Below are 26,520 nucleotides of genomic sequence, written 5' to 3'. Positions count from 1 at the left end.
CCAGACAGATCCCGATCGAACGTCTGCTCCATCGACTACGCGAGCCGCCGCGACGACGGCGCGCAATTGCACATCGGAAGCTATGTTAGCGCGTATGGGGACAGGCCCGAGGATGACGGCGGAGGAGCGGTGCATCCGGGCTCGCCGATCGTCACCGCGTTCGCCTCGGCAGACAGAGCGACGGAAGGGAGACGCGGGCGATCAAGCCTTGGCGGCGTCGATCGGAGGCGCGGCGGGGTCTCCGCGTTCAGCGGCAGGCGCCCGGAGCATGCAGAAGGTGCTGATTTGGTCGTCCTGAAGCGTGTCTCCCGAAAGCGGGCACCGGTTTCCGGCGAACACGCGCGCGAAAGCAAATAGCTGAAGCGTACAGAGCGAATCTGGAGGATCGCGTCACGCTTTAACGCGCCCCGTCTCCTCGCCCTACACCCCCCGCACCCAAACCCGGTTGTCGTGAAACGCCGCCCCGCCATACGGCGCCGCGGCATCCGCTCCCGTCAGCACGTTGATGCCTTCCCCCCGCTCATGCGCCGAATTGGGCCAGATGCCTTCAGCGATGACGACGCCGCGCTTGACGCCGTCGAAGAGTTTCGCGTGCAGGACGATCTCGCCGCGCTCGTTGCCGAGTTCGACGCGGTCGGCGTCGGCGAGGCCGAGGCTTGCGGCGTCGTCGGGGTGGATCAGGAGTTCGGGGCGCCTTTCGCGGGCCTGCGCGGTGGGGGTTTCGGTGAAGCTCGAATTGAGGAAGTTGCGGGCGGGCGAGGTGGCGAGGCGGAAGGGGTGGGCTTCGTCGGCCTCCTCGATCAGGTCGACATGGTCGGGAAAGACGGGCAGGCGCTCGTGCGGGCCGAGGATGCCGAGCGATTTCGGCGGCTTGTTGGGGGCGGCACCGCCCTGCCACTCAGGCCGGAAGCGGAACTTTCCGTCCGGGTGGCCGAAGCCATCGAGATAATGCGCGGTCTCGAAATCGGGCTGCAGGTCGACCCAGCGCTGCTCCTCGAAGGTCTCGAAGGAGCCGAGCCCGCGCTTGCCGAGGAGAATGTCGATGTGCTGGCGCTCGGTCAGGCCAAAGCCCGGCCGGTCGGCGACGCCGAGGCGCCTGGCCAGTTCCTCGATGACGAAGAGATTGGTGCGCGGGCCTTCGGGCGGGTCTATCAGCTTCGGCCCCAGCGTCACGTGCTGGTTGCCGCCGCCCTTGTAGATGTCGTCATGCTCGACGAACATGGTGGCGGGAAGCACGACGTCGGCGAGCGCCGCCGTATCGGTCATGAACTGCTCGTGCACGCATGAGAACAGGTCGTCGCGCAGGAAGCCCTGCTTCACCAGCCGCTGCTCGGGGCAGACATTGGCCGGGTTGGTGTTCTGGATCAGCAGCGCGGTCACCGGCGGGCCGCCGCGCAGCGCTTCGGCGTCGCCGGTCAGCACGCGGCCGATCTGCGACTGGTCGAGATGGCGGATCTTCGGGTCGCGCAGGCGCTCGCCTTCGAGCAGCGTCGTGTCGAAGCGGTAGATGCCGCTGTTGGAATGGAAGGCGCCGCCGCCCTCGTGGCGCCAGTGGCCGGCGACGGTGGGGATCGACAGCGCCGCATGCATGGCGACCGCGCCGTTGCGCTGGCGGGCGAAGCCGTAGCCGAGGCGGAAGAAGCTGCGCGGCGTCGTGCCGACCAGCCGGGCGAAGGCCTCGATCTCCTCGACGGAGAGCCCGGTGATGGCGGCGGCCCACTGCGGCGTGCGGGTGGCGAGATGCGCCTCGAGCCCGGCCGGGTCGTCGGCATACCTCGCCATGTAGTCCCGGTCGGCGAGCCCGTCGCGGAACAGCACGTGCATGACCGCGCAGGCGAGCGCACCGTCGGTGCCGGGGCGCAGGATCAGGCCCATGTCGGCCTGTTTCATGGTGGCGTTGTCGTAGACGTCGATCACGACGATCTTCGCGCCGCGCTCCTTGCGGGCACGCACGGCGTGGGTCATCACGTTGACCTGGGTGACGACGGCGTTGGTGCCCCAGATGACGACGCAGTCGGACTTTGCGATCTCGCGCGGATCGACGCCGGCGAGGCGCCCCGTGCCCATGACGTAGCCGGTCCAGGCAAGGTTGGTGCAGATCGTGTCGAAGAAGCCGGAATAGCGCTTGGCGTGGCGCAGCCGGTTGATTGAATCGCGCTGCACGAGGCCCATGGTGCCGGCGTAGTAGTAGGGCCAGACCGTCTCGGAACCGTGCTTCTCCTCCGCCTTCAGGAGGTTTTCCGCCACCAGGTCGAGCGCTGCCTCCCACGAGGCTTCCTTCCACTGCCCATCGCCCTTGGCGCCGGCCCGCACCAGCGGCTTCGTCAGACGGTCGGGATGGTGCACCCGCTCGGCATAGCGCGCGACCTTGGCGCAGATGACGCCGGCCGTGTAGCTGTTGTCCTTCGCGCCATGGACGCGGCCGATGCGGCCGGGGCCGAGGATCTCGACGTCGAGCGCGCAGGTGGACGGGCAGTCGTGCGGGCAGGCCGAATGGCCGATGCGGATGGGCGCGTGCTGGTTCATGCGGCGTTTCTAGCGGGAATTCGGCCCGGCTTACAGGGCGGCAACCGCGAAATGATTTGATCCATCGGGCGCGCCGTGGTGATGGATGCGGCGAACGAGCGAAGACAGGCCATGAACTACCGTCACATCTATCACGCCGGAAACTTCGCCGACGTGGTCAAGCACGCCATCCTGGTGCGGATCGTCGACTACCTGAAGCGCAAGGACAAGGCGTTCCGGGTGATCGACACCCATGCCGGGATCGGGCTCTACGACCTGACGTCGGAGGCGGCGCAGAAGACCGGCGAATGGCGCGGCGGCATCGGCCGGGTGATCGAGGCCGCGATCGAGCCGAAGGCGGCAGCGCTGCTTTCGCCCTATCTCGACGCGGTGCGGGCGTTCAATCCGGCGGGCGGCGTCCGGCACTATCCCGGCTCGCCGAAGATCTTGCGGCATCTGCTGCGCGAACGCGACCGGCTGACGGCGGTGGAACTGCACCCTGCCGATGCGGAGGTGCTGAAGCAGCAATTCGCCGGCGATTTCCAGACGCGGGTGATCGCGCTCGACGGCTGGCTGGCGCTCGGCGCGCAGCTGCCGCCGAAGGAAAAGCGCGGGCTGGTGCTGATCGACCCGCCCTTCGAGGAGACGGGCGAGTTCGAGCGAATCGCGGCGAAGCTCGCCAGCGCGCACCGCCGCTGGCCGGGCGGCGTCTATGCCGTCTGGTACCCGATCAAGGACCGGCAGGCGGCGGAGCGTTTCCGCGACGGTTTTCGCGCGGGCGGCATTCCAAGGGTGCTGGACGTCTCGCTGGCGGTCCGGGGCGGCGGCGGCGTGCCGCGGCTCGACGGGACGGGCATGCTGATCGTCAACCCGCCCTTCCCTCTCGCCGGCGAACTCGGGACGATGCTGCCGGAGCTGGCGCGGCTGCTCGCCGACGGCCCGGGCGCCACCTGGCATGTCGAAGAACTCGCCGGCGAAGCGCCGCAGACTTGACCGGGCCGGCCAACCTCCGCACAGTGCCGGCGGATTGAATTCGACCAACCCAAGACGACAGGCCCGCCATGTCCCGCCTCGCCTCCCTCGCCCTCTCCGCCGCGCTCAGCCTGGGCAGCGTCGCCGGGCTTTCCGGTGCCGCAACGGCTGCCGATTACCGGGCGGCGCCCGCCTATGACGACAGCGTCTGCAGCGAAGGATGGGTGCTCAACCGAATCAGCCGCAACTTCCGGCACCAGGTGAAGAACGTTCCCGGGCTGCCGCAGGTCGAGATCGTCGACTTCTACGGGCTGCATCTCACCCGTTACCATCCCGAGCGCGACTTGTGGCCGGTGGGGCGGACCTATTGCGAAGGCACCGTCCGGCTGTCCGACGGCCATGACCGTCCAATCTGGTTCTTCATCGAGGAAGGCATGGGCTTTGCCGGCGTCGGCCACAATGTCGAGGCCTGCGTGTCGGGCTTCGACCGGTGGAACGTCTACAACGGCCGCTGCCGCGTAGCCCGGTAACACGCCCCCGTCCGGCTGCGGGCGCAGCGCCGGGCGCCGGCTCACGCACTCGCGCCCGACCGGTCGATCCATGACGAAAATCCTGATGTCCAGCGCCTCGCCCTTCGCCAACAAGGTGATGGCCGCGGCCGCCCATGCCAAGATACCGTTCGAGGCGGTGTCGGTCGACACCAACGCCGATCCGGCGGTGCTGCTCGACGCGAACCCGCTCGGCAAGATCCCGGTTCTCGTTCTCGACGACGGGAGTTCGGTCTACGACAGCCGCGCGATCACGCAGGAACTGAACCGCATGTCGGGCAACCAGCTGTTTCCGCGCAATGCCGGCAAGCGGCGCGAGGCGGAACGGCTGGAGGCGCTGGCCGACGGCATCGCCGACTGCCTGCTGGCGCAGGTCTATGAAAAGCGCTTCCGGCCGGAGGAGAAGCTGCACCAGCCGTGGATCGACCGGCAGGCGGCGAAGGTGGCACGGGGCCTCGACCACCTGAACGGGAATGCGCCTCGTCTCGGCCAGAAGGCACATGTGGGCCACATCGCGCTGCGCTGCATGCTGGCCTACAACACGCTGCGCTTCGGCAGCGGCTGGGAACGCGGCCGCCCGAAGCTGAAGCGCTGGGTCAAGCGCTTCGACGAGCTTTTTCCCGATATGGGTCCGTATCTGCCGCACTGAGCGGTTTCGTCGAACTCCAACCTCCAGGCGTGGAAAAGGCCGGACCCTTGCGGGCTCCGGCCTTCTCCACTTTCGTCCGGTTCGACGCCAGAGGCGCCGGGCCGATCGATCAGAACTTCATGCCGATGCCGAGCAGGAAGTTGTTCGACGTGGCATCGACTTCGGTCGCGCCGCCCGACAGGGCGAAATCGTCCGAACCGTAGTCGGTGTAGCGATATTCGCCACGGGCGAAGACCTTCTCGGTCAGCTTGACGTCGGCGCCGACGCCGGCGGTCCAGCCGTACATCGTGTTGGAATCGGAGAAGCCGAGACCGTCATTGGCCTCGATCTCCGCCACCGCGCCACCGCCGGTCGCATAGACCAGGATGTTGTCGGTCGCGGCCACGCCCATGCGGGCACGCAGCGAGCCGTTGAAGCCGCGCTCGGTGGACGCGCCGGCATTGGTGCCGTCCGCCCAGTCATAGCCGACGTCGCCTTCGATACCGTAGACGAACATGCCCGACTGGCCATTCCAGCCGCCGAACAGGCTGCCGTTGAAGCCGTCGGTGTCGATCGAATTCGTCACCGTGGAATTGATGTCCGACTCGCCGAAGCTGTAGCCGCCCTGGATACCGGCATAGGCGCCAGCCCAGGAAGCGACCGGAACCTGTTCGTATTCGATCGGCTGCGGTGCCGGCGGCTCATTGCCGATGACGTCGGCTGCGAACACGGAGGTGGTGGAGAGCAGCGCGGCGACCCCGAAGGCTGCTGCGGCCGAGCGGCCGATATTGGAACGGATGGACATAGTGTACTCCTTGCACAATCTGGAAGGGTTATTGCCCCCCTTCTCGCCTCGGATCGCCAGGGAGGAACGGTGGCGACCCCAAGTGTCCGCAATGTCGTGCCCAAATGCGGCCGAACCGCAGAGCAAAAACGGTCATCCGTCGGCAGCGATATGGCCGAAACATGACGTGTCCTTCGTGCAACACCAGCGGTTCCGGGCAGACGACGTACCACCGGTGCGGGAGGGCAATGCGCTGAATTCGCTTCAAATTTTACCCGTCGTGTGCATCCGGAGCCGGAGCCTTCCGCTCCATCGGCAGAGACCGAACGTTGCGGCAGGCATGCCTTTCCTTCTCGATTCCGCCGCATATATGACTGGAGGGTAAACGGGGGCGACGGAATGGACGGGCACAAGGGGGTTGCGCTGGTGACAGGCGGCGCGAAGAGGATCGGTGCAGCCATCGCCGCCGATCTCGCCGATGCCGGCTTTTCCGTCGCCGTGCATTGCAACCGCTCCGGACGGGAGGCCGACGAGATCGTCAGCCGGATCGGGAGAGCCGGCGGCAGGGCGCAGGTGTTTGCGGCCGACCTCTCCGATATCGACAGTGTCGGCGGTCTTGCGGCGCGTATCGCCGAAACGCTTGGACCGGTGCGGCTCCTGGTCAACAACGCCTCGGTCTTCGAACCCGACTCGGCGCAGGATCCGGACTGGAACCTGTGGGAGAAGCACTTCGCGCTGCACCTGAAGGCGCCGGTACAGCTTGCCGGCGAGATGGTGCGTCGCCTGCCGGCCGGAGAGACCGGGCTGATCGTCAACATCGTCGACCAGCGGGTGTGGCGGCTGACGCCGCAGTTCTTTTCCTACACGCTGTCGAAGGCGGCACTGTGGACGGCCACGCAGACCATGGCCCAGGCATTCGCGCCCCGCGTGCGCGTCAACGCGATCGGCCCCGGGCCGACGCTTGCCAATGATCGCCAGCAGCCCGACGACCTCGCCGCCCAGCAGGAGAGCCTCCTCTTGCAAAAGGGTCCGCTGCTGACGGAATTTGGCAGCACGATACGCTATCTGTGGGAAACGCCGTCGATCACCGGCCAGATGATCGCGCTCGACGGTGGCCAGCATCTTGCCTGGCAGACCCCGGATGTGACAGGCATGCGTGAATGAACCCACCGAAAGTGCAGAGCCAACCGCTTCCCGCCGGCCGAAAGGCCAATCCGGAGACGGAGAGCGACGAGATCGCCGGCGTGCTGCCCGACGATCTGGCGGAAGACGAGGACGACGGCGAGGAGATCGAGGCGGAGCCGGTCGAGCCGGACCTCGGCGGCTACACGTGGGATACGGCCTCGGTCGATGCCGAGGGCAAGTCCGGCACCGAGGTCATCGCCCATTTCGTCAAGCGGCTGCCCAACGCGCCTGGCGTCTACCGGATGATGAATGCGGCGGGCGACGTCCTCTACGTCGGCAAGGCGCGGAGCCTGAAGAAGCGCGTCACCAACTACGCCCAGGGCCGGTTCCACACCCAGCGCATCGGCCGCATGGTGCGCGAGACGACGACGATGGAATTCGTCGTCACCCGCACCGAGATCGAAGCGCTGCTGCTCGAGGCGAACCTGATCAAGCGGCTGCGGCCGCGCTACAACGTGCTGCTGCGCGACGACAAGTCGTTTCCCTACATCCTGCTCACCGGCGACCATGCCGCGCCCGGCATCTTCAAGCATCGCGGCGCGCGCTCGCGAAAGGGCGACTATTTCGGCCCCTTCGCCTCCGCCGGAGCGGTCGGGCGCACCATCAACGCGCTGCAGCGCGCCTTCCTGCTCAGAAGCTGCACCGATTCGGTCTATGAGGGGCGCACGCGGCCGTGCCTGCTCTACCAGATCAAGCGCTGTTCCGGCCCCTGCACCGGCGAGATCGGCAGCGCCGACTATGCCGAACTGGTGAAGGAAGCGAAGGACTTCCTGTCCGGCCGCAGCCAGAAGGTGAAGTCGGACATTTCGGGTGCCATGCAGGAGGCGTCGGACGCGCTCGATTTCGAGCGCGCCGCGGTGTTTCGCGACCGCCTCACCGCGCTCAGCCACGTGCAGAGCCACCAGGGCATCAATCCGCAGTCGGTCGAAGAGGCCGACGTCTTCGCGATCCACCAGGAGGGCGGCCAGAACTGCATCGAGGTGTTCTTCTTCCGCACCGGGCAGAACTGGGGCAACCGCGCCTATTTTCCCAAGGCCGATCCGGCGCTCGAACCGGCCGAGGTGCTCGGCGCCTTCCTCGCCCAGTTCTACGACGACAAGCCGTGCCCGCGGACCATCCTCCTGTCTCACGCGGTCGGGGAACAGGCCCTGCTGGCGCAGGCGCTCGCCACGCGGGCGGGGCACAAGGTCGCGCTCGGCGCGCCGCAGCGCGGCGAGAAGAAGAGCCTGGTCGACCACGTGGCGCAGAACGCGCGCGAGGCGCTCGGGCGCCGGCTCGCCGAAACGTCGTCGCAGACCCGCCTGCTCGCCGGCATCGCCGAGACGTTCGCGCTGGCGAAGCCGCCGCGCCGCGTGGAGGTCTACGACAACTCGCACATCATGGGCACCAACGCCGTGGGTGCGATGGTCGTGGCCGGGGTCGAGGGCTTCGTGAAGAACCAGTACCGCAAGTTCAACATCCGCTCGACCGACATCACGCCCGGCGACGATTTCGGCATGATGCGGGAAGTGATGGAGCGGCGCTTCTCACGCCTGCTGAAGGAGCACGCGCCGGCCGCCGGCCCCGAGGCGGAGGCCGCAGAGGAACCCGACGAGACCACCGCCTTCCCGGCCTGGCCCGACCTGATCCTGATCGACGGCGGCGCCGGCCAGATGTCGGCGGTGCGCAAGATCCTCGCCGATCTCGGCATCGAGGACAAGGTGACGGCGATCGGCGTCGCCAAGGGCGTCGACCGCGATGCGGGGCGCGAACGCTTCTTCGTGACGGGACGCGAGCCGTTCATGCTGCCGCCGCGCGATCCGGTCCTCTATTTCATCCAGCGGTTGCGCGACGAGGCCCACCGCTTCGCCATCGGCTCGCATCGCGCCAAGCGCAAGAAGGAGATGGTGCGCAGCCCGCTCGACGAGATCGGCGGGATCGGACCGACGCGCAAGCGCGCCCTGCTGCACCATTTCGGCACCGCCAAGGCCGTCGGACGGGCGGCAATGGAGGACCTGATGACGGTCGAGGGCATTTCCGCCGCGATGGCGAAGCAGATCTACGATCATTTCCACGATAATGGCTGATTCCGGGTTCTGGTCCATCGATCGGTCCCGACTTGCGGTTGACCCCTGGCCTCTCCATCTGGTTTGACTAGCCGGCACGGACCAAACTGGAACGACATGGCCAAGCGCGCTTTCAATCTGCCCAACCTCCTGACCTATGCGCGCATCCTCGCCGTGCCGCTTATTCTCGTCTGTTTCTACCTGGAAGGGCGGACGCGGCCGACCGAGTTCTGGCGCTGGGCGGCCTTCTGGATCTTCGTGGTCGCGAGCATCACCGACTATTTCGACGGCTACATCGCGCGGATCTGGTCGCAGACGTCGAACATCGGCAAGATGCTGGATCCGATCGCCGACAAGCTCTTGGTCGCGGCCGTGCTCCTGCTGCTCGCCTTCGACCGGACGATCGACAAGTGGTCGCTCTGGGCGGCGATCATCATCCTGTGCCGCGAGGTGCTCGTCTCGGGGTTGCGCGAGTATCTCGCCGAACTCAAGGTCAGCGTACCGGTCACGCGGCTGGCGAAGTGGAAGACGACGATGCAGCTGGTGTCGATCGGCTTCCTGCTGGCGGGACCGGCCGGCGAACAGGTGTTTCCATGGACCATGGAGTTCGGCATCACGCTTTTGTGGCTGTCGGCGCTGGTGACGCTCTACACAGGCTGGGATTACTTCCGGGCCGGAATGAAGCACATCGTCGACGAATGACGGAGACTGCCGTGAAGCTCGTCTACTTCGCCTGGGTGCGCGAGCGCATCGGCCGTTCCGAGGAAGAGATCGCTCTGCCGCCCGAGGTCGCGACGGTGCGGGAACTCCTCGCCTGGCTGCGCGGGCGTGGCGAAGGGTACGAGGCGGCGCTCCGGCACCAGGACGTCATCCGCGTCGCGATCGACCGCGAACATGTCGATCACGGCGAGCGGCTGGCCGGGGCTTCCGAGGTCGCGCTCTTTCCGCCGATGACCGGAGGCTGACCATGCCCGTCGATCCCGTCGTGCGCATCCAGGCGGAGGATTTCGACCTTGCCGAGGAGGTCGCGAAGCTGACGGCGGGGCGCGGCGACATCGGCGCGGTGGTGACTTTTTCGGGCCTGTGCCGCGACGAGGCCGGCACGCTGGCCGCCCTGGAGCTCGAACATTATCCCGGCATGGCCGAAGCCGAGATCCTGCGGATCGCGCGACAGGCGGTCGAGCGCTGGCCGCTTTCGGGCCTCCTGGCGATCCACCGCCATGGCAGGATCGGGCCGGGCGGGAACATCGTGCTGGTGGTGGCCACGTCGGCGCATCGGCAGGCTGCGTTCGAGGGGGCGTCCTTCCTGATGGACTTCCTCAAGACCCGCGCTCCCTTCTGGAAGAAGGAGCACCGAGCCGACGGAACCGAGGGACAATGGGTGGACGCCAGGGATGCCGACGACCGCGCGGCGAGCCGCTGGTGATTTCGGCGTGAAAGTTCATTAACCCTCTCCAGAGGCTACTCCGACCCGTTAGAACAATCGCAAGCTGCCGTCCCTAGCGTACCCGCCGTTCGACGGATGTGACGGGGTCGGTGCTTGGTCGAGGACGCGGGTTTCGATTTCCTGGGGATCGCGCTTGTCGTGTCCTGTGCGCTCGCGATCGTCATGGGGGTCATGGCGACGGCCTATCGCACCCAGTACCTCAGCGCACTGGAAGAACGGGCCTACACGCGTGGGCTCATCGAGAACCTCTCGGAAGGCGTCTACCGCTCGTCCCTCGACGGCCGGCAGCTCACGGCAAACCGTGCCCTCGTGCGGCTGAACGGCTATGACAGCGAGGAAGAGATGCTCGCCAACGTCAACGACATCGGCCGCGAATGGTATGTCGAACCCGGACGGCGCGAGGAACTGCGCGTCCTCCTCGAACGCGACGGCACGATCGAGGACGTCGCGTCGGAAATCTACAGGCACAAGACGCGGGAGCGGATCTGGGTCAGCGAGTCCGCCCGTCTCGTCCGTCACCAGACGACCGGCCGGCCCCTGTACTACGAGGGTTCCGTACGCGAGATCTCCGAGACGATGGCCCGCCTCAAGCTCGAGGCGACGTTCCGGAAGCTGACGAGCCATCTTCCCGGAGCCCTGTTCCAGTTCCGGACGCGCGGGAGCGGCCGGCACATGGCGGTGGAGTATGTCAGCGTCGGTTACTTCGGCATCGTCGAGATGACTCCGGAAGAATGCGACGCGGCCGACTTCCTGCTCGCGAAGCTAGTCCACCCGGACGACGTCGACGGCTACATGGAGGGCTTCCGCAGGGCCATCGACGGCGCCGCGCTGCTCGACCACGAGTTCCGCATCGTCACGTCGCGGGGTACGGAAAAATGGCTGCGCATGACGGCCCAGCGCGAGCCCAGCCCGGATGGCGAAGGTGGAACCTGGTACGGCTACATATCCGACATCTCGCTGCGCAAGCGCCAGGCGCTGGAGATCGAGAAGCTGGCCTACTTCGATCCGCTGACGGGCCTGCCGAACCGCCGCATGTTCGTCGACCGGATGACCGAAACGATCGGTCGATGCCACCGCGACGGCACGAAGGGCATTCTGCTGTTCATCGACCTCGACAACTTCAAGTCGCTCAACGACACGCAGGGCCATGCCGTGGGCGATGCCTATCTCGTGGACGTCGCCCGTCGCCTGAAGGCCAGCGTCGGACCAGGCGACGCGGTCGCGCGCATGGGCGGCGATGAGTTCGTGGTGGCGATCGAGACTGCGTCGGCGGAGGAAGCGGTCGCCTCTGCCCTTGCGATCGGCGCCGGCAACAGGATCATGGCCGCGCTGCGGCAGCCTTTCGACCACGGCGACGTGCGGCACAACTCGTCCGCCAGCATCGGCCTGCTCGTCTTCGGCGGCGAGGTCGCGAGCCCGGACGACCTCCTCAAGCGCGCAGACATCGCCATGTATCGCGCCAAGGCTGCGGGCCGCGATGCGCTTGCGCTTTTCGAGACGGAGTGGCTGGACGGAGAGGCCGAGCGGTTCACGCTGCTCGCCGAACTGCGCAAGGCCATCGCCGACGAGACGCTGTCGCTGCGTTTCCAGCCGCAGATGGATCGACGGCTGCGCGTCGTCGGCGCCGAAGGCCTGCTGCGCTGGACCCATCCGAAGCTCGGCCCGATCGCGCCCGACCGTTTCATTCCGCTGGCCGAGCAGTCGGGCCTGATCCACTCGATCTGCCGGCTGGTGCTCGGCCAGGCGGTCCGGCAGCTGGCGGCGTGGGCCGCCGATCCGGCAACCGCGGGTCTGAGGCTGTCGGTGAACATCAGCGTCCAGTCCTTCGCCAGCAGCCAGGCGGTGGACGGTCTGATCGAGATGATCGAGAGCCACGGCGTCGACGCTTCCCTGCTGACACTCGAATTCACCGAGCACGTGACGGCGGGTGACACCGCCGCGATGGGCCGCAAGATGGCGAAGCTGAAGGCGCTAGGCGTTCGGTTTTCGCTCGACGATTTCGGCACCGGCTATTCGTCGCTGTCGCGGCTGAAGGGCCTTCCCTTCGACGAGGTCAAGATCGACGGCAGTTTCGTCGCCGACATCGACAAGTCGGAGGAGGACCGCGATCTGGTCCGCACGATCCTGGCCATCGCGGAGACGCTGGCGCTCGACGTCGTGGCGGAACATGTGGAGACGACGAGCCAGCAGGACTTCCTGCTGGCGGCCGGCTGCGGCTACTTTCAGGGATTCCTCTTTGCACCGGCGATGCCGGCCGCGGACTTCGAGCGCTTCGTCAGGGCCAGTGGCAGCGAGCAGCGGGCACCGAGAGAAGAGGCAGCACGTCTGTCGGCGTGAGTTGCGAGGTTCCGAAACGCAACAAGCCGCCCGAAGGCGGCTTGTCCAGACGTGTCCGATCGCCGGCCAAGCCGGCGAGGAAGATCAGCCGACGATCTCGATGTCGGCGAACCAGTACTTGATCTCCTCGGCAGCCGTTTCCGGCGCATCGGAGCCGTGGACGGAGTTTTCGCCGATCGAGAGAGCGTGAACCTTGCGGATGGTGCCCTCGGCGGCATTGGCCGGGTTGGTGGCGCCCATGACTTCGCGGTTCTTCGCGATGGCGTTCTCGCCTTCGAGAACCTGCACGATCGTCGGGCCCGACGACATGAACTCGGTCAGCTCCTGGAAGAAGGGGCGCTCCTTGTGGACGGCGTAGAAGCCCTCGGCCTCGCGCAGGCTCATCCAGACGCGCTTGGACGCGATGACGCGCAGGCCTGCGTCCTCGAGCATCTTGGTGATTGCGCCGGTCAGGTTGCGCCGCGTCGCGTCGGGCTTGATCATCGAAAAGGTGCGTTCGATCGCCATCGTCTATTCCTTCATCTGTGCAATTGGGAAAGTCGCGGCTCTATACCGTCCGCCCCGACGAATGCCAAGGGTCTGCACAGTGCGTGGGAAAGCGAAGGCAGGAACGTCAGGCGGCTGCCGGCACCCGCGCGCCCAGGCCGTCGTGGAGGGCCAGGCAACGCTCGAACCAGTCCCGGACCGGATCGTCCGAGGCGAGCGTCTGGTAGGACGAAATCACGCGGGCGAACTGGAAGGCGCCAAAGACGATGTAGTCCGCAAACAGCGGCGAGGCGCCGCCGATGAAGGGCTGATAGGACAGCATGCTGCGCAGCGGTTCGAGCGAAGCGCGGAATCCGGCAAGCCGGGTGTCGCGATCGAGGGGGACCTCCTCGATCGGCTTGCCGAAGCGCGGCTCGCGGGTGCGGCGGAAATGCGCCTGGTCTTCGGGCGCCAGGCAGTCGTGGATGTCCATCAGGATCGCCGCGCCGAGATAGGAATGGATGGTGAGCTGGGACCAGCGCTCGACGAACCGCGCCATGGCCTTGCCACCTTCGCCGCCAAAGAGCGTCGGGCGGTCCGGATAGGCCTCCTCGAGATAGAGCGCGATGTCGAAGGAGTCCGAAACGAGCGTTTCGCCGTCCCGGATCAGCGGCACGATCTTGGTCGCGCCCCCCTCGATCGTCGGGATCTGCGTGAAGGGTGCGGGCATGGAGGTGAACGAAAGGCCCTTGTGCGCCAGCGCCATGGCCACCTTCCAGCAATGCGGGCTGAAGGGCCGGCCGGCATCGGCACCGACCAGATCATAGAGAAGAATGGCCATTGGAACGCGTCCTCCACGGATGGTATCAGGACGGAATTGAGCCTGTTTCGACGAAAAAGAAAAGATGATGAAGCCTCATTTCCGGATGCTTGCCGCCTACAACCGTTGGGCCAACGGACAGCTCTACGACGCCTCCGCCGAGCTCACCGACGAGGAGTTCGGACGCGACGTGGGGGCGTTCTTCAGGTCGATGATGGGAACGCTGAACCACATCCTCGTCGCCGACCGGATCTGGCTGAAGCGCTTCACGGCCGAAGGCGAGGCGCCGCGGGCGCTCGATGCGATCGTTCATCCGAACCTCGGGCCGCTGCGGCTGGCGCGCGAAGCGGAAGACGAGCGCATCTGCGGCTGGATCGAAACTCTTGACGAGACCGCACTGGCGGGACGCTTCACCTACATCACCGTGACGGACATGCGCCGGGTGAGCCAGCGCCTGGCGCCGGCGCTGACGCACTTCTTCAACCACCAGACGCACCATCGCGGACAGGCGCACACGATCCTGTCGCTTCTCGGCAAGGCGCCGCCTTCGCTGGACATGATCTATTTCCAGCGGACGGAGGAGGGACGCCAGTTCGCGTGAGGTGGTTCGCTTTCCGACATTTCCCTTTTATGACAAGGGGATAAGGGTTCGTTAACCCTTCTCCCCTGCACGCGGAACCTATCTGCCCGGCATCGATTGCCCTCACGACGGAATAACACCGTCGGTTGTAAATTTTGGCAACGGAGGAGCATGAAATGATCCGAATTGCAGCATTCACTTCAGCCTTGTCGGCGATCGCCCTGACCGCGGCTCTCGCCACCATGCCGGCACATGCCCAGGGCGTGGGAGCCGGCGTGGGCGTCGGCGTCGGCGGTATTGGTGTCGGTGCCGGCGTGGGCATCGGCGGTGGCGGCGTCGACGCCGGCGCAGCCGCATCGGTGGGCGGGTCGGGCGGCGTCAATGCCGGCGCCGGTGCCTCCGTCGGCGGCGGAAGCGGCGTGGATGCGGGTGCCGGCGCCTCGATCGGCGGTAGCAACGGCGTCAACGCCGGTGCGGGCGCCTCGATCGGCGGCGGGAGCGGCGTCAATGCAGGCGTGGGTGCCTCGGTGGGTGGCGGCAGCGGCGTCGATGCCGGCGTGGGCGTATCGATCGGCGGCAACCCGGGCAATCCCGGCTCGCCGGGTACACCTGGCAATCCGGGAACGCCCGGCCAGCCCGGCGTCAGCCCGGAATCGGTCGTCGCTGGCATGTCGAACACGGAACTCAGCCGCTACAAGCGCCGCTGCGGCGACGTTCTTGCCCGTTCCTCCGCCTATGACCGCGACCTGGTTTCGCTCTGCCGGCTGATCGAACGGACGGCGACGCGCTAGCCGCAACACGGTTGGAGCCCGGAAGGCGGCGCAACGGCGCCGCCTTCCGGATCAGTCGCCGGCAACGCGGCCTCTTGCCGCCCTGCCCGCCTGCGCCTAGACACGCGGCATGATCACGCTCACCGACCTCTCGCTGCGCGTCGCGGGACGCCTTCTCCTCGACCACGCCTCGCTTGCGCTGCCAGCCGGCGCCAAGGCCGGCCTCGTCGGCCGCAATGGCACGGGCAAGACGACGCTGTTCCGGGCCATCACCGGCGACCTCGCCACCGAATCCGGCACGATCGGCCTGCCCAGGAACGCGCGGATCGGCCAGGTGGCACAGGAGGCGCCCGGCACCGAGGAGCCGCTGATCGAGATCGTGCTCAAGGCCGACAAGGAGCGCGCCGCGCTTCTGGACGAAGAGAAGACGGCGACCGATGCCAACCGCATCGCTGAAATCCACATGCGGCTGGCCGACATCGACGCCCATTCCGCGGAAGCGCGGGCGGCGACGATCCTTGCGGGCCTCGGTTTCGACGAGGAGGCGCAGAGGCGCCCGGCGTCGTCGTTTTCCGGCGGCTGGCGCATGCGCGTGGCGCTGGCGGCGGTGCTCTTCTCCGAGCCCGACCTGCTTTTGCTCGACGAGCCGACCAATTATCTCGACCTCGAAGGCACGCTGTGGCTCGAGTCCTACGTCTCGAAATATCCCCACACGGTCCTCCTGATCAGCCACGACCGCGACCTGCTCAACCGCGCCGTGAACTGCATCGTCCATCTCGACCAGCAGAAGCTGACCTTCTGGCGCGGTGGATATGACCAGTTCGAGCGGCAGCGCGCCGAGCAGATCGAACTGCAGGAGAAGGCGCGGGCCAAGCAGGAGGTCCAGCGCAAGCACCTGCAATCCTTCGTCGACCGGTTCAGGGCGCAGGCCACGAAGGCCCGCCAGGCACAGTCGCGCATCAAGGCGCTGGAGCGGATGAAGCCGATCGCCGCCTGGCACGACGAATCGGTGCGGCCTTTTTCCTTCCCGGAGCCGGTCAGGACCGTCGCCTCGCCCATCGTCGCGATCCAGCAGGGGGCCGTCGGCTACCAGCCGGGCAAGCCGGTGCTGAAGAACCTGACGCTCCGCATCGACGCCGACGACCGCATCGCGCTGCTCGGCTCCAACGGCAACGGCAAGTCGACCTTCGCCAAGCTGATCGGCGGGCGGCTGGAGCTCGGCGGCGGATCGATCACGATTGCGCCGCAGCTCAAGGTGGCGATGTTCGCGCAGCACCAGCTCGACGACCTGCGGCCGGAGGAGAACGCCATCGAGCACGTGCGCCGGCTGATGCCGGATGCGCCGGAGGCCAAGGTGCGCGCGCGCGTCGCACAGATGGGCCTGGTGACGGAGAAGATGAACACGCCCGCCAAGGACCTGTCGGGCGGCGAGAAGGCCAGGCTGCTGATGGGGCTCGCCTCGTTCGAGGGACCCAACCTGTTCATCCTCGACGAGCCGACCAACCATCTCGACATCGACAGCCGCGAGGCGCTGATCCACGCCCTCAACGACTATCCGGGCGCCGTCATCCTGATCTCGCACGATCGCCACCTGATCGAGGCGACCGCGGACCGGCTGTGGCTGGTGCGGGACGGGACGGTCGCGCCTTTCGACGGCGACATGTCGGACTACCGCAGCGTCGTGACGGGCGGGGCCGCCGACCGGCGCGAGAAACGCGACGCCGACAAGTCGTCGAAGGCCGACAGGCGGCGCGAGGCGGCGGCGCGGCGAGCGGCACTGGAGCCGCTCGCCAAGCAGATCCGGGCGACCGAAGGGCTGATCGAGCGGACCCGCAAGCGGCTCGATGCGGTGGAAGACGAACTCGCCAACCCCGCACTCTACGAGAAGGATCCGGCCAAGGCGACGCGGTTCGCCAAGGAACGGTCGGAACTCGCGGCGACGATCGCCCGCCAGGAGGAGATCTGGCTGGAGCTGTCGGCCGAGTACGAGGAAGGCATTGCGGAGTAGACTTTCCAGGACCGTTGCTTCGACCCTCAAAGCATGTTTTCTACTTCCGGACGAAATCCTGGTGCGGGAGTCTTCTGCTTGGACGGTGCCTTCGGTCCCTTTCACCGGACGAGCAGCCCGACGCAGACCTTCGCCGATGCGCTGCGACAGAAGGAATCCGGCGAGATCTGGGGGCGCGCCGGCAGGATCGGCGGGCTCGTTCCCGCCGTGAAGGCCTATGTCGGGCCGATTTGCTTCAACGAACCGCCGGGTGTAGCCTGCCATGGTGTACTGGGCGTGGAGTTCGCGGACGTGGTGCCGAGCGAAACTCCACCCGGAGGCATGGCCTTCGTCAGATGGTTTGTCAGGCCTAAGGAACAGCGTGCTGGGTTTCGCGTCGTCGACGCGGAGACGGTGGCGATCCAAGCTCGCTTGACGAAGATTCATTATGGGCCAGGGAAGGATTGGCCGGATGACGTTTGAACATACGCACGTGTATATCAACCTGCCCATCGGTACCGTCCTCGGACAGGCTCCTTTCACCGAAGTCGAGCGGATCGATGAGGATCGAGCCGAGTATCACCTTTTCGAGGATCCCGATCTCGGGCAGTTCGCGCTGACTTGCGACACCGAGGCTCTTCATCACGAGAACTGGACAGAATTGCTGCACGAGGCGGGGCCGGAGGCGGAGCCGATAGCGAAAACGCTGGTTCGGCTCGGCGTTTCTCCCGCGCAGATCGAGGGATCGACCGGGCCTTCCGGTGAGTATCTGGCGCCGATCAAGCATATCCGAGTTATCATGCAAGCCTTGGTATCCAAGGCCGGCAGCGCGCGAACCCGGCCCTCGGCAAAGCAGAATGTCGCCTGACTTGGACCCCATCATGCCTCATCGCGTGCCTGTTTCCGTCGAACGACGCGGCGAAGTCCGCATCGTCACCATCGACCGTCCCGAGGCGCGCAACGCCGTCGACCCCGCCATGGCGGAAGAGCTGTTCCGCGCGTTCATCGCCTTCGACCGCGACGAGGGCGCGAAAGTGGCGATCCTGACCGGGGTTCCCGGCGCCTTCTGCGCCGGCTTCGACCTCAAGGCCGCGTCCGGCGGAATGGACGAGACGTGGTATGCGCAACATCAGCTCGATGCCTCGTTCGACGGCGTGAACGACCAGCCGCGCAAGGGGCCGATGGGTCCGACCCGGCTGACGCTTTCGAAGCCGGTCATCGCGGCGATCTCCGGCCCCGCGGTTGCCGGCGGCATGGAACTGGCGCTGTGGTGCGACCTGCGCGTCATGGAGCGGTCCGCCTACATGGGCGTCTATTGCCGCCGCTGGGGCGTGCCGCTGATCGACGGCGGCACCATCCGGCTGCCGCGCATCGTGGGTCATGGCCGGGCGATGGACCTCATCCTCACCGGTCGGCAGGTGGAAGCCGACGAATGCCTCGCCATCGGGCTGGCGAACAGGCTGTGCGACGACGGCTCGGCGCTGGACGCCGCTCTGGACCTGGCCAACCAGCTGACGCGATTCCCGCAGGCCTGCATGCGCGCCGACCGGCTGTCGGCCATCGCGCAATGGTCGCTCGACGTGCCGCAGGCGCTGGGCAACGAGTGGGCGAGCGCGGAGACGTTCCGCTCCGAGGGCAGCGCGGGCGCGGCCCGGTTCGCGTCCGGCAAGGGCCGCTCGGGAGACTTCTCGGAGATCTGAGGGATGTCGGGCGACACGGCTTACGGCTTGTCGTCGGGCGTGCGTCCCCAGCGAGGCGGTGGCGGGTTCTGCCGGTTGAGCTTGCGCCGGCGCCTTGCCATCGCGACGAAGCCGACGAAGCCGACCACGATCAGGACGTAGCCGACCGGAACGGCCCGCGGGTCGAGATCGAAGGCGCCCGCATTGAGGATCAGGTCGACGCGCGACGGCGCGACGTCACCCCCGCCGACCGTCGGCTCTATCGTGAAGACGTAGCGGGCATCGCCATTCACCGGATCGATGGTGGCGAGGTCGTCCTCGTAGAGGAAGCTCGCTTCGGAACCGGGCTGCGGCTCGACGCCTGCGAAGGTGACCCTCTGCTCGAAGACCGGCTGGTCGCCGGTGGTCACGATCATCCGGAAGACGGGTCGGTCTTCCGACGGCGCGAGCCGCTGCGCAACCTGCATCACGAGCCTGACCCTGACCGGCGCCTCGGACGGAGCGATCGAGACGTCGGCCGCCCGGTAGCCGTCGCCGTCGACGAGCGGGAAGACGCCGATCTCGTATCCCGGAACATGCCTGACGGCGAGCGGATAGCCGATACCGAGCGCTAGACCGGCCAGAAGCACCACCAGGAAGAAGAACCGCATGCGCCACCCGTTCGCGTCCGTTGCTCAGGGTGTGCCATGCACCCGCGACCATGTCCACACGACCTGCCGCCCGCCAGGCCATGGTGGCCATGGTCCGCGTCGAGCGGAAGCCACCGGCTGCGCCATCCGATGCGTCAGGCCTGCCGTTCCCAGCGCCGGTCCGGCGTCTGCTTCCAGTACGTCGCCTGGTGGCCTGCTGCGCGGACCGCCTTCCAGTCCTGCCTGGCGAGCGTCACCTGTATCTCGTCATGACCGTCGAACATGAAGACCGCACGCTGGTAGGCGGCAAGATCGGGAGGGCGCGCACCGTCGACGAGGAAGCGGATTTCCGCCCCGTTGGCATTGCCCGCACCGGTGGTCAGCAGCACCGGCTGGTCGGCGGCATGGGGTTCGTGCTCGGCGCCGTGGCCGATGAAGGAATCGTCGCGGAAGGTCCAGAGGTGCTGATCGAGCGCATCGCGCCGTTCGTCGCTGCCGGTCTGGATCACGACCTTCCACGCCCGGCCGAGCGAGCGCTCGACGAGGGCGGGAAGCGCCTCCTCGAGCGTCGACTCGGTCAGGTGATAGAAGAGGACTTCCGTCACGCCTCGTAGTGGTCCCGCACCAGACGGTCGAGGAGGCGAACGCCGAAGCCCGACCCCCAGGACGTGTTCGTGTCGCTGGCCGGAGATCCCATGGCCGTTCCGGCGATGTCCAGATGCGCCCAGGGCGTCTCCTTGACGAAACGCTGGAGGAACTGCGCGGCAATGATGGCGCCGCCGTAACGGCCGCCGATGTTCTTCATGTCGGCATTCTTGGAATCGATCAGCTTGTCGTATTCCGGGCCGAGCGGCATGCGCCAGAGCTTCTCGCCGGTAGCGGTGCCCGACTGAGCCAGCTTGCCGGCCAGGTCGTCGTCGTTCGAGAACAGGCCGGCATGGTGCTGGCCGAGTGCGACCATGATGGCGCCGGTCAGCGTTGCCAGGTTGACCATGAAGGCCGGCTCGAAGCGTTCGTTGCAGTACCAGAGCGCGTCGGCCAGCACGAGGCGGCCTTCGGCGTCGGTGTTGAGGACCTCGATCGTCTGGCCCGACATCGAGGTGACGATGTCGCCCGGCCGCTGGGCATTGCCGTCGACCGCGTTCTCGACGAGGCCGATGATGCCGACGACGTTCGCCTTCGCCTTGCGCGACGCGAGTGCGTGCATCAGCCCGGTGACGGCAGCCGCCCCACCCATGTCGCCCTTCATGTCCTCCATGCCCGAGGCCGGCTTCATCGAGTTGCCGCCGGTGTCGAAGGTGACGCCCTTGCCGACGAAGGCGATCGGCTTGTCCTTGCCCTTGCCGCCGTTCCATTGCATCACCACCAGCCGGGCGCCGCGCGGCGACCCCTGGGCGACGCCGAGCAGCGCGCCCATGCCCAGCTTCTTCATCTCCTTCTCGGCCAGGATTTCGACGGTGACGCCGAGTTCCTCGAGTTCCTTCGCCTTGTCGGCAAACTCGACCGGCCCCAGCGTGTTGGCCGGCTCGTTGACCAGATCGCGCGCGAGGAAGACCCCGCCCATTACCGCCTCCGCATCGGCGAAGGCCTTCTTGGCGGCGGACGGATCCGCGCAGTGGATCGTCAGCTTCGACAGCTTCGGCTTGCCGTTGTCGTCTTCCTTGGCCTTGCCCTTGACGTCCTTCTTCGACTTGTACTTGTCGAAGCTGTAGGAGCGCAGCAGGAGGCCGAGCGCGAAGGCGGCTGCGGCCGCCTCGTCTGGCTCGCCATCGGCGAGGTCGAAGATCACGGCTGCGGTCTCGGCCTCGCGCACCAGCGGCCAGGCCGATCCGCCGAGACGCATCCAGCTGGTCTCGTCGCGCTTGTCCGCCTTGCCGGTACCCAGAAGGGCGAAGCGGTCGAGTTCTGTGCCGTCCGGAGCCCAGACATCGAGGGTCGAGCCGAAACCGCCCTTGAACTTCGCCGCCGCCGCCGCCCTGGCGATCGTGCCGGACGGGTCGAGCGGGCTCACGGATGCGGACGTCGCGGCCTCCTCCGCAAGAAGGATCACGGCAGTGCCTTTCTTCGGCGCCGCGGAGAGCTTGGCGAAGGCGATGGACGGTGACTTGTGCATGGCTTATCCGGGATTTGAGCCGGCGAATGCCGGCAAGATGACATCTCTATCTAGAGCATCGGCCGGCCGATGGGAATCGGCGAGCCGGAAGAAGCGGAGAATCGTCCGCCGGCGGCTCACGGCGTTCACGAATTGTTAACCGCGTCCGTTCGCCCTTTTTTAGCCCTGCTTGCGCACAATCCGCTATTGGACGGCGGGCACGAGAAAAGAAGCAGTGCGACGGACGCTTGAGACGCTGGCGGCGACGGCCTAACCTGCCGCCGCAAGCGTTGCCGCGCACAGGGACACCGACAGCCACACGGATGAAGCTCGTCGAACGATACATCTTCCTGCGCGCCCTCAAGGTGGCGGCGGCGACTCTCGCCATCGCGGTCGCGATCGCATGGACGACGCAGGTCCTCGGGCGCATCAACCTGGTCACAGACAGCGGCCAGACCGCCCTCACCTTCCTGAGCCTCGCCACGCTGCTGCTGCCGACGATGATACCGGTGGTGGCGCCCTTCGCGGTGATCATCGGGGCGACGCAGGCGCTCTCGTCGATGAACCAGGATTCGGAACTGTCGGTAATCGCGGCCGCCGGCGCGGGGCGCATGACGATCATCCGCCCGGTCATGCTGCTTGCGGTGCTGATGGCGATCTTCTCCTTCGCGGTGGACGTCGTGGTGGAACCCGCCGCGCGGCAGCGCGTGCGCGAGATCATCGCCACCTCGCATGCTGACCTTCTCTCCAGCGTGATCCAGGAGGGATCGTTCCGCAGGATCGAGGACGGGCTGTACGTGCAGGTGAGCGACCGGCTGCCGGACGGCAGGCTCGGCGGCATCGTCGTCGCCGATTCGCGCGAGAAGGACGTCGACCTCCTGTTCTATGCCAAGGAGGGCGACATCCAGCACGTCGATGGCGGCCAGGTGCTGCTGATGCGGGACGGCGAGGTGCACCGGAAGGCGCCGGGCGGAGACGTGTCGGTGATCCGCTTCGTCTCCTATGCGTTCGACCTTTCCGGCTTCGCGTCGAAGACGGGCGAGATCTATTTCTCGCCGAAGGACCGGTCGCTGGCCTACCTTCTCGATCCGCCGCCGAACGACCGCATCGTGCAGCGTTCGCCGCGCCTCTACACCGCAGAAGCCCACCGCGTCCTTTCGGAGTGGCTCTATTCGATCGTGTTCGGCCTCTTTGCCCTTGCCGCCGCAGGCGACGTGCGATCGCATCGCGAGGCGCGTATCCATCCCATGGTCACCGCGATCGCCGTCGCCCTGATTGCGCGGTGGCAGGGCTACGTCGTCACCGACAAGGTCGAGGAATCCCTCGATTTCGTCCCCTGGGTCTACGCCATGATCGCCGGGAACATCCTGTTTGCGCTTTATTTCATCCTGAGCGGGCGCGCCATGACGCCGCCGGCGGACTGGTTCGGGAAGATCGGCGGCGCATTCGCGGCCCTGACAGGCCGCCGTGCCGAAGCCGTGGACGCGCCGGGAACCGTTGGGGGGCGGCCATGATCGGCTGGACGCTCGGACGCTATTTCTTCCGCCGCTACATCGTGATCACGATGTGGTTCCTGATCGGCATCTTCTCGCTGATCTTCATCATCGACTTCACCGAGCAGTCGAGCCGGCTCAGCGGCCTGCCCGGCTACAGCCTGCCGGTCGGCCTGCTGATGACCAGCCTGCGCTCGCCGATGGTGCTGCAGATCACGGTTCCGTTCATCGCATTGTTTGCGGCGATGGCCACGCTGATCGCGCTGAACCGCAAGTACGAACTCGTCATCGCCCGTGCCGCCGGTATCTCGGCCTGGCAGTTTCTCCTGCCGGCCTGCGTCGGCGCCTTCGTGTTCGGGCTGGCCTCCGTGCTCGTGCTCAACCCGATCGCCGCCTACGGCTTTTCGACGGTCGAGCGGATGGAGAGCGACATTCGCTCAGGAAAGTCCAACAAAGTTTCGGCATCCTCTGCGCCCTGGCTCCGGCAGCGGAACGACGACGGCGACATCATCATCGGAGCGCGTGCGGTTCTCGACGGAGGGCTGGCGCTGTCCGACGTGGTCTTCCTCCACATCGACAAAGAAGGCGGGATCACCGAACGTCAGGACGCCAAGCGCGCGGACCTTGCCGATGGCGAGTGGATCCTGACGGACGTTCGCGGCTTCAAGTCGGGTGACAAGCCGGTCGCCAGCGCGACGGCGCGCGTCCCGACGAATCTCAGGCCCGAATTCGTCCAGCAGCGCCTTGCCCGGCCCGAGGCGACACCGTTCTTCGAGCTCAGCGAAAAGATCGAGACCGCAAAAGCGTACGGCTATGCTGCAAACGGTTTTTCGATGCAGTATCATTCGCTCGTCGCCCTGCCGGTGCTCATGGTTGCCATGACCCTGATAGCGGCGACGGTGTCGATGGGTTTTGTCAGGCTGGGGCAATCGGGGACTCTCATTCTGGGTGGCATCGCGGCCGGGTTTCTGCTTTATGTCGTGACGACTCTCGTGAAGGCGTTCGGCAGTTCGGGGATTGTGCCGCCCGTCGTCGCCGCGTGGGTTCCGGTTGTCATCGCGATGTTCTTTGGCGTGACATTCCTGCTTTACAAGGAGGACGGTTAGTGCGGTTGGTGAGGGGTAGCTGCGGGACGGCTGCGCGTGCGCGCCTTCTGTGCGGCGCAACGGCCTTGGCCTTGCTGTGCGCGTTCGGCGCAGCATCCGTCCATGCGCAGGAACTGGGCGATCTCGCCGCGACCTCCAGCGAAGGCCCGATGCTGCTCGAGGCCGACAACCTCATCTATGACAACGACAGGCAGACGGTCACCGCGGCCGGCGACGTGCGGATCGAGTATGACGGCAACCGTCTCGTCGCCCGCCGCATCACCTACAACCAGCAGACCGGCCGAATCGTCGCCGTGGGCAATGTCGAGATCATCTATCGCGACGGCACCCGCATCTTCTCGGACGACATCGACGTCACCGACGATTTCAAGGACGGCTTCGTCAACGCGCTGCGCATCCAGACGGTTGACAACACCTATTTCGCCGCCGAGAGCGCGGAGCGCCGCGGCGGGCTGCTGACGATCTTCAACAACGGCGTCTATACCGCCTGCGCGCCATGCGAAGACCAGCCGGACAAGGCGCCGATCTGGCGCGTCAAGTCGAAGAAGATCATCTGGAACGGCCAGTCGAGGACCGTCCGGTTCGAATCGGCCCAGTTCGAGTTCTTCGGCATGCCGATCGCCCACTTGCCGGCGTTCGAGATCGCCGACCCTTCGGTGACGCGCAAGACCGGCTTTCTCATTCCCTCCATCGGCTATTCGAGCGAACTCGGCGCGCGGCTGTCGCAGCCCTACTTCATCGCGCTGGCGCCGAACTACGACCTGACACTGACCGGGCACTACTACACGCGGCAGGGCTTCCTCGGCGAAGCCGAGTGGCGCCAGCGCTTCGACAGCGGCTTCTATTCGCTCAAGGCCGCCGGGATCATGCAGCAGGACCCGGATGCCTTCGAGACCGGCCGCCTCGATGCGCAGGAGACGACCCGCTGGATGGTGGGCACCAAGGGCAAGTTCACGATCAACCCGCGCTGGAGCTTCGGATGGGACGCCCTGCTGCAGAGCGACCCGAACTTCTCGCGCACCTATGACATCGAGGGCTTCTCGCAGACGCGGCGGGTCGACAAGGTCTACCTGACCGGTCTCGACGACAGGAACTACTTCGATATCCGCGTCCTGAAGTTCCGCGTGCAGGACCGCAATGTAAACGACCAGCGCGACCCGTTGCAGCCCTGGGTCTTCCCGTCGCTGGACTATTCCTACACGCTGGACAATCCGGTGGCGGGCGGCGAACTCGGCTTCGACGTGAACCTCCAGGTGGTCCACCGCAACAATCTCGATTTCGACGCGCTGAACCCGCTGGACGATTCGACCCCCCGCTTCGGCGGCGTGGAGGGAACGACGGGCCGCCTGACGCTGGCGGCCGATTGGAAGCGGAACTTCATCACCCCGAACGGCATCGTGCTGACGCCGCTGCTGTCGGCGCGCGGCGACATGATCGGATCGGACCTCTCGACCGCATCCGCGACCGCCTATTCCGGCATGGCGACGGATCTCGCTGGTCTCGCCTATTCGCACGACGGCAGTTCCTATGGCGCCGTGGCTGCCGACGTCCGCTCGTCCTACTATCGCGGCATGGCGACGGCCGGCATGGAAGTCCGCTGGCCGGTGATGTTCTCCACCACCAGCGCCTCGCACGTGCTCGAGCCGATCGCCCAGATCCTGATCCGTCCGGACGCCCCCTACGGCAACTCGTTGTCGATTGCCAACGAGGATGCGCAGAGCCTCGTCTTCGATGCCACGAACCTGTTCGAACACGACAAGTTCTCGGGCTACGATCTGATCGAGGGCGGAACCAGGGCCAATCTCGGGATCCGCTACTCGGGCGACTTCGGTGGCGGCTGGACCGCCAACGCCGTCTTCGGACAATCCTACCACATCGCCGGCGAAAACCCCTTCGCACAGCCCAATCTCGTCAGCGCCGGTGCCTATTCCGGCCTCGAGACCGACGTCTCCGACTTCGTCGGCATGGTCAGCGTCCAGTCGCCGGGCGGTCTCGTACTTTCGGCCGGCGGCCGGTTCGACGAGAAGACCCTCGCAGTCCGGCGCACCGATTTCGCCGCCCAGGCGACGGTCGGCCAGGTCGGCCTGGTTGCCGGCTACACCTTCATCGAGAAGCAGCCGCTCTATGGACTGGAGTATGATCGTCGCGAGATCTCGCTGGCGAGCCGGGTCCAGCTGAACGAGAACTGGTCGGTCTCGGGCAGAGGCTCCTACGATTTCGAATCGGAGACGCTGGTGAAGAGCGGCATCAACTTCGCCTATGCCGACGAGTGCTTCACCTACGCCATGGCGCTCACGCGCACTGAAGCGATCGACGACGGCGACGTGGATCTCAACATCGGGTTCCGGATCGGCTTCCGGACGATCGGTGATTTCGGCACCGCATCGACAGATTTGCCCGGCCTGAACGGCAAGTGAAAGCGGATTCGGGGCGAAGTCATGGTTTCGC

Annotated in this window: 26 protein-coding genes; 19 read left to right on the top strand and 7 right to left on the bottom strand. The window is 66.5% G+C overall.

Annotated elements, in window-relative coordinates; genetic code table 11:
• On the top strand, window positions 1-357 hold a 357-nt coding region (locus tag N1F91_RS24240; protein ID WP_289996029.1), incomplete at its 5' end, for a hypothetical protein.
• A 63-nt stretch (window positions 358-420) separates the two neighbouring features.
• Here the strand turns inward: N1F91_RS24240 and N1F91_RS24235 are convergent.
• Window positions 421-2,526 carry a molybdopterin oxidoreductase family protein gene (locus tag N1F91_RS24235; protein ID WP_289996028.1) on the bottom strand — a complete coding sequence of 702 codons (2,106 nt, stop codon included), beginning with the start codon at window positions 2,524-2,526 and terminating at the stop codon, window positions 421-423.
• A gap of 111 nt (window positions 2,527-2,637) precedes the next feature.
• Here N1F91_RS24235 and N1F91_RS24230 point away from each other — a divergent pair, with 111 nt between their 5' ends.
• The 3 genes from N1F91_RS24230 to N1F91_RS24220 all read left to right on the top strand — a co-directional run bounded on the left by N1F91_RS24230 (window position 2,638) and on the right by N1F91_RS24220 (window position 4,674).
• Window positions 2,638-3,498, top strand: a complete 861-nt coding sequence (locus tag N1F91_RS24230; RefSeq protein ID WP_289996027.1) for a 23S rRNA (adenine(2030)-N(6))-methyltransferase RlmJ — start codon at window positions 2,638-2,640, stop codon at window positions 3,496-3,498.
• A 68-nt stretch (window positions 3,499-3,566) separates the two neighbouring features.
• Window positions 3,567-4,007: a hypothetical protein gene (locus tag N1F91_RS24225; protein WP_289996026.1), complete on the top strand. Its 441-nt coding sequence runs from the start codon at window positions 3,567-3,569 to the stop codon at window positions 4,005-4,007.
• Window positions 4,008-4,077: 70 nt separating this feature from the next.
• Entirely contained in the window at window positions 4,078-4,674 is a 597-nt protein-coding gene (locus N1F91_RS24220) for a glutathione S-transferase family protein (protein ID WP_289996025.1), read from the top strand.
• A 109-nt stretch (window positions 4,675-4,783) separates the two neighbouring features.
• Here the strand turns inward: N1F91_RS24220 and N1F91_RS24215 are convergent, their stop codons facing one another.
• The gene (locus N1F91_RS24215) at window positions 4,784-5,458 is read right to left on the bottom strand and encodes an outer membrane protein (RefSeq protein WP_289996024.1); all 675 of its coding nucleotides are present in this window, start codon (window positions 5,456-5,458) and stop codon (window positions 4,784-4,786) included.
• A gap of 378 nt (window positions 5,459-5,836) precedes the next feature.
• Here N1F91_RS24215 and N1F91_RS24210 point away from each other — a divergent pair, with 378 nt between their 5' ends.
• From N1F91_RS24210 to N1F91_RS24185, 6 genes are all read left to right on the top strand, one after another.
• Window positions 5,837-6,601 carry an SDR family oxidoreductase gene (locus tag N1F91_RS24210; protein WP_289996023.1) on the top strand — a complete coding sequence of 255 codons (765 nt, stop codon included), beginning with the start codon at window positions 5,837-5,839 and terminating at the stop codon, window positions 6,599-6,601.
• Entirely contained in the window at window positions 6,598-8,688 is a 2,091-nt protein-coding gene (gene uvrC, locus N1F91_RS24205) for an excinuclease ABC subunit UvrC (RefSeq protein ID WP_289996022.1), read from the top strand. Before N1F91_RS24210 ends, uvrC begins: the two co-directional genes overlap by 4 nt.
• 96 nt (window positions 8,689-8,784) lie before the next feature.
• Window positions 8,785-9,369 (top strand): CDP-diacylglycerol--glycerol-3-phosphate 3-phosphatidyltransferase, encoded by a 585-nt coding sequence (gene pgsA, locus N1F91_RS24200; RefSeq protein WP_289996021.1) that lies wholly within the window; start codon window positions 8,785-8,787, stop codon window positions 9,367-9,369.
• Window positions 9,366-9,632, top strand: a complete 267-nt coding sequence (moaD, locus tag N1F91_RS24195; protein WP_289996020.1) for a molybdopterin converting factor subunit 1 — start codon at window positions 9,366-9,368, stop codon at window positions 9,630-9,632. The genes pgsA and moaD overlap by 4 nt, the downstream gene beginning before the upstream one ends.
• On the top strand, window positions 9,629-10,093 hold the full coding sequence (locus N1F91_RS24190; RefSeq protein WP_289996033.1) for a molybdenum cofactor biosynthesis protein MoaE: 465 nt from the start codon (window positions 9,629-9,631) through the stop codon (window positions 10,091-10,093). Before moaD ends, N1F91_RS24190 begins: the two co-directional genes overlap by 4 nt.
• A gap of 114 nt (window positions 10,094-10,207) precedes the next feature.
• Entirely contained in the window at window positions 10,208-12,451 is a 2,244-nt protein-coding gene (locus N1F91_RS24185) for an EAL domain-containing protein (protein ID WP_289996018.1), read from the top strand.
• Window positions 12,452-12,535: 84 nt separating this feature from the next.
• Here the strand turns inward: N1F91_RS24185 and ndk are convergent, their stop codons facing one another.
• On the bottom strand, window positions 12,536-12,958 hold the full coding sequence (gene ndk / locus N1F91_RS24180) for a nucleoside-diphosphate kinase (RefSeq protein ID WP_126700409.1): 423 nt from the start codon (window positions 12,956-12,958) through the stop codon (window positions 12,536-12,538).
• A 106-nt stretch (window positions 12,959-13,064) separates the two neighbouring features.
• Window positions 13,065-13,757 carry a glutathione S-transferase family protein gene (locus tag N1F91_RS24175; protein ID WP_289996016.1) on the bottom strand — a complete coding sequence of 231 codons (693 nt, stop codon included), beginning with the start codon at window positions 13,755-13,757 and terminating at the stop codon, window positions 13,065-13,067.
• Window positions 13,758-13,824: 67 nt separating this feature from the next.
• Between N1F91_RS24175 and N1F91_RS24170 the strand changes: the two genes are divergently transcribed.
• The 6 genes from N1F91_RS24170 (at window position 13,825) to N1F91_RS24145 (ending at window position 18,773) form a co-directional block, all read left to right on the top strand.
• Complete coding sequence (locus N1F91_RS24170; protein WP_289996032.1) at window positions 13,825-14,337, top strand: DinB family protein; 513 nt, start codon at window positions 13,825-13,827, stop codon at window positions 14,335-14,337.
• Window positions 14,338-14,492: 155 nt separating this feature from the next.
• Entirely contained in the window at window positions 14,493-15,107 is a 615-nt protein-coding gene (locus N1F91_RS24165) for a hypothetical protein (protein ID WP_289996014.1), read from the top strand.
• Between the two features lie 109 nt (window positions 15,108-15,216).
• A complete protein-coding gene (locus N1F91_RS24160; protein WP_289996012.1) occupies window positions 15,217-17,094 on the top strand; it encodes an ABC-F family ATP-binding cassette domain-containing protein in 1,878 nt (625 codons plus the stop codon).
• Window positions 17,095-17,172: 78 nt separating this feature from the next.
• Window positions 17,173-17,556, top strand: a complete 384-nt coding sequence (locus N1F91_RS24155) for a hypothetical protein (RefSeq protein ID WP_289996011.1) — start codon at window positions 17,173-17,175, stop codon at window positions 17,554-17,556.
• Window positions 17,546-17,941, top strand: coding sequence for a hypothetical protein (locus N1F91_RS24150; protein WP_289996010.1), 396 nt, complete (start codon window positions 17,546-17,548; stop codon window positions 17,939-17,941). The genes N1F91_RS24155 and N1F91_RS24150 overlap by 11 nt, the downstream gene beginning before the upstream one ends.
• A gap of 13 nt (window positions 17,942-17,954) precedes the next feature.
• The gene (locus N1F91_RS24145) at window positions 17,955-18,773 is read left to right on the top strand and encodes a crotonase/enoyl-CoA hydratase family protein (RefSeq protein WP_289996009.1); all 819 of its coding nucleotides are present in this window, start codon (window positions 17,955-17,957) and stop codon (window positions 18,771-18,773) included.
• A gap of 20 nt (window positions 18,774-18,793) precedes the next feature.
• Here N1F91_RS24145 and N1F91_RS24140 read toward each other — a convergent pair whose 3' ends face one another.
• The 3 genes from N1F91_RS24140 to N1F91_RS24130 form a co-directional block, all read right to left on the bottom strand.
• Entirely contained in the window at window positions 18,794-19,402 is a 609-nt protein-coding gene (locus tag N1F91_RS24140) for a hypothetical protein (RefSeq protein ID WP_289996008.1), read from the bottom strand.
• Window positions 19,403-19,536: 134 nt separating this feature from the next.
• Window positions 19,537-19,986: a DNA polymerase III subunit chi gene (locus tag N1F91_RS24135; RefSeq protein ID WP_289996006.1), complete on the bottom strand. Its 450-nt coding sequence runs from the start codon at window positions 19,984-19,986 to the stop codon at window positions 19,537-19,539.
• A complete protein-coding gene (locus N1F91_RS24130; protein WP_289996005.1) occupies window positions 19,983-21,494 on the bottom strand; it encodes a leucyl aminopeptidase in 1,512 nt (503 codons plus the stop codon). Before N1F91_RS24130 ends, N1F91_RS24135 begins: the two co-directional genes overlap by 4 nt.
• Window positions 21,495-21,796: 302 nt before the next feature.
• Between N1F91_RS24130 and N1F91_RS24125 the strand changes: the two genes are divergently transcribed.
• From N1F91_RS24125 to N1F91_RS24115, 3 genes are all read left to right on the top strand, one after another.
• The gene (locus N1F91_RS24125) at window positions 21,797-22,987 is read left to right on the top strand and encodes an LptF/LptG family permease (RefSeq protein WP_289996004.1); all 1,191 of its coding nucleotides are present in this window, start codon (window positions 21,797-21,799) and stop codon (window positions 22,985-22,987) included.
• A complete protein-coding gene (lptG, locus tag N1F91_RS24120; protein WP_289996003.1) occupies window positions 22,984-24,072 on the top strand; it encodes an LPS export ABC transporter permease LptG in 1,089 nt (362 codons plus the stop codon). Before N1F91_RS24125 ends, lptG begins: the two co-directional genes overlap by 4 nt.
• A 65-nt stretch (window positions 24,073-24,137) precedes the next feature.
• Window positions 24,138-26,489: an LPS-assembly protein LptD gene (locus N1F91_RS24115; RefSeq protein WP_354670558.1), complete on the top strand. Its 2,352-nt coding sequence runs from the start codon at window positions 24,138-24,140 to the stop codon at window positions 26,487-26,489.
• The last annotated feature ends 31 nt before the right edge of the window (window positions 26,490-26,520 follow it).

It is taken from the genome of Aquibium sp. ELW1220 (assembly GCF_030398385.1).
Lineage (GTDB): Bacteria > Pseudomonadota > Alphaproteobacteria > Rhizobiales > Rhizobiaceae > Aquibium.
This window is presented reverse-complemented; position numbering and strand designations above follow the sequence as displayed.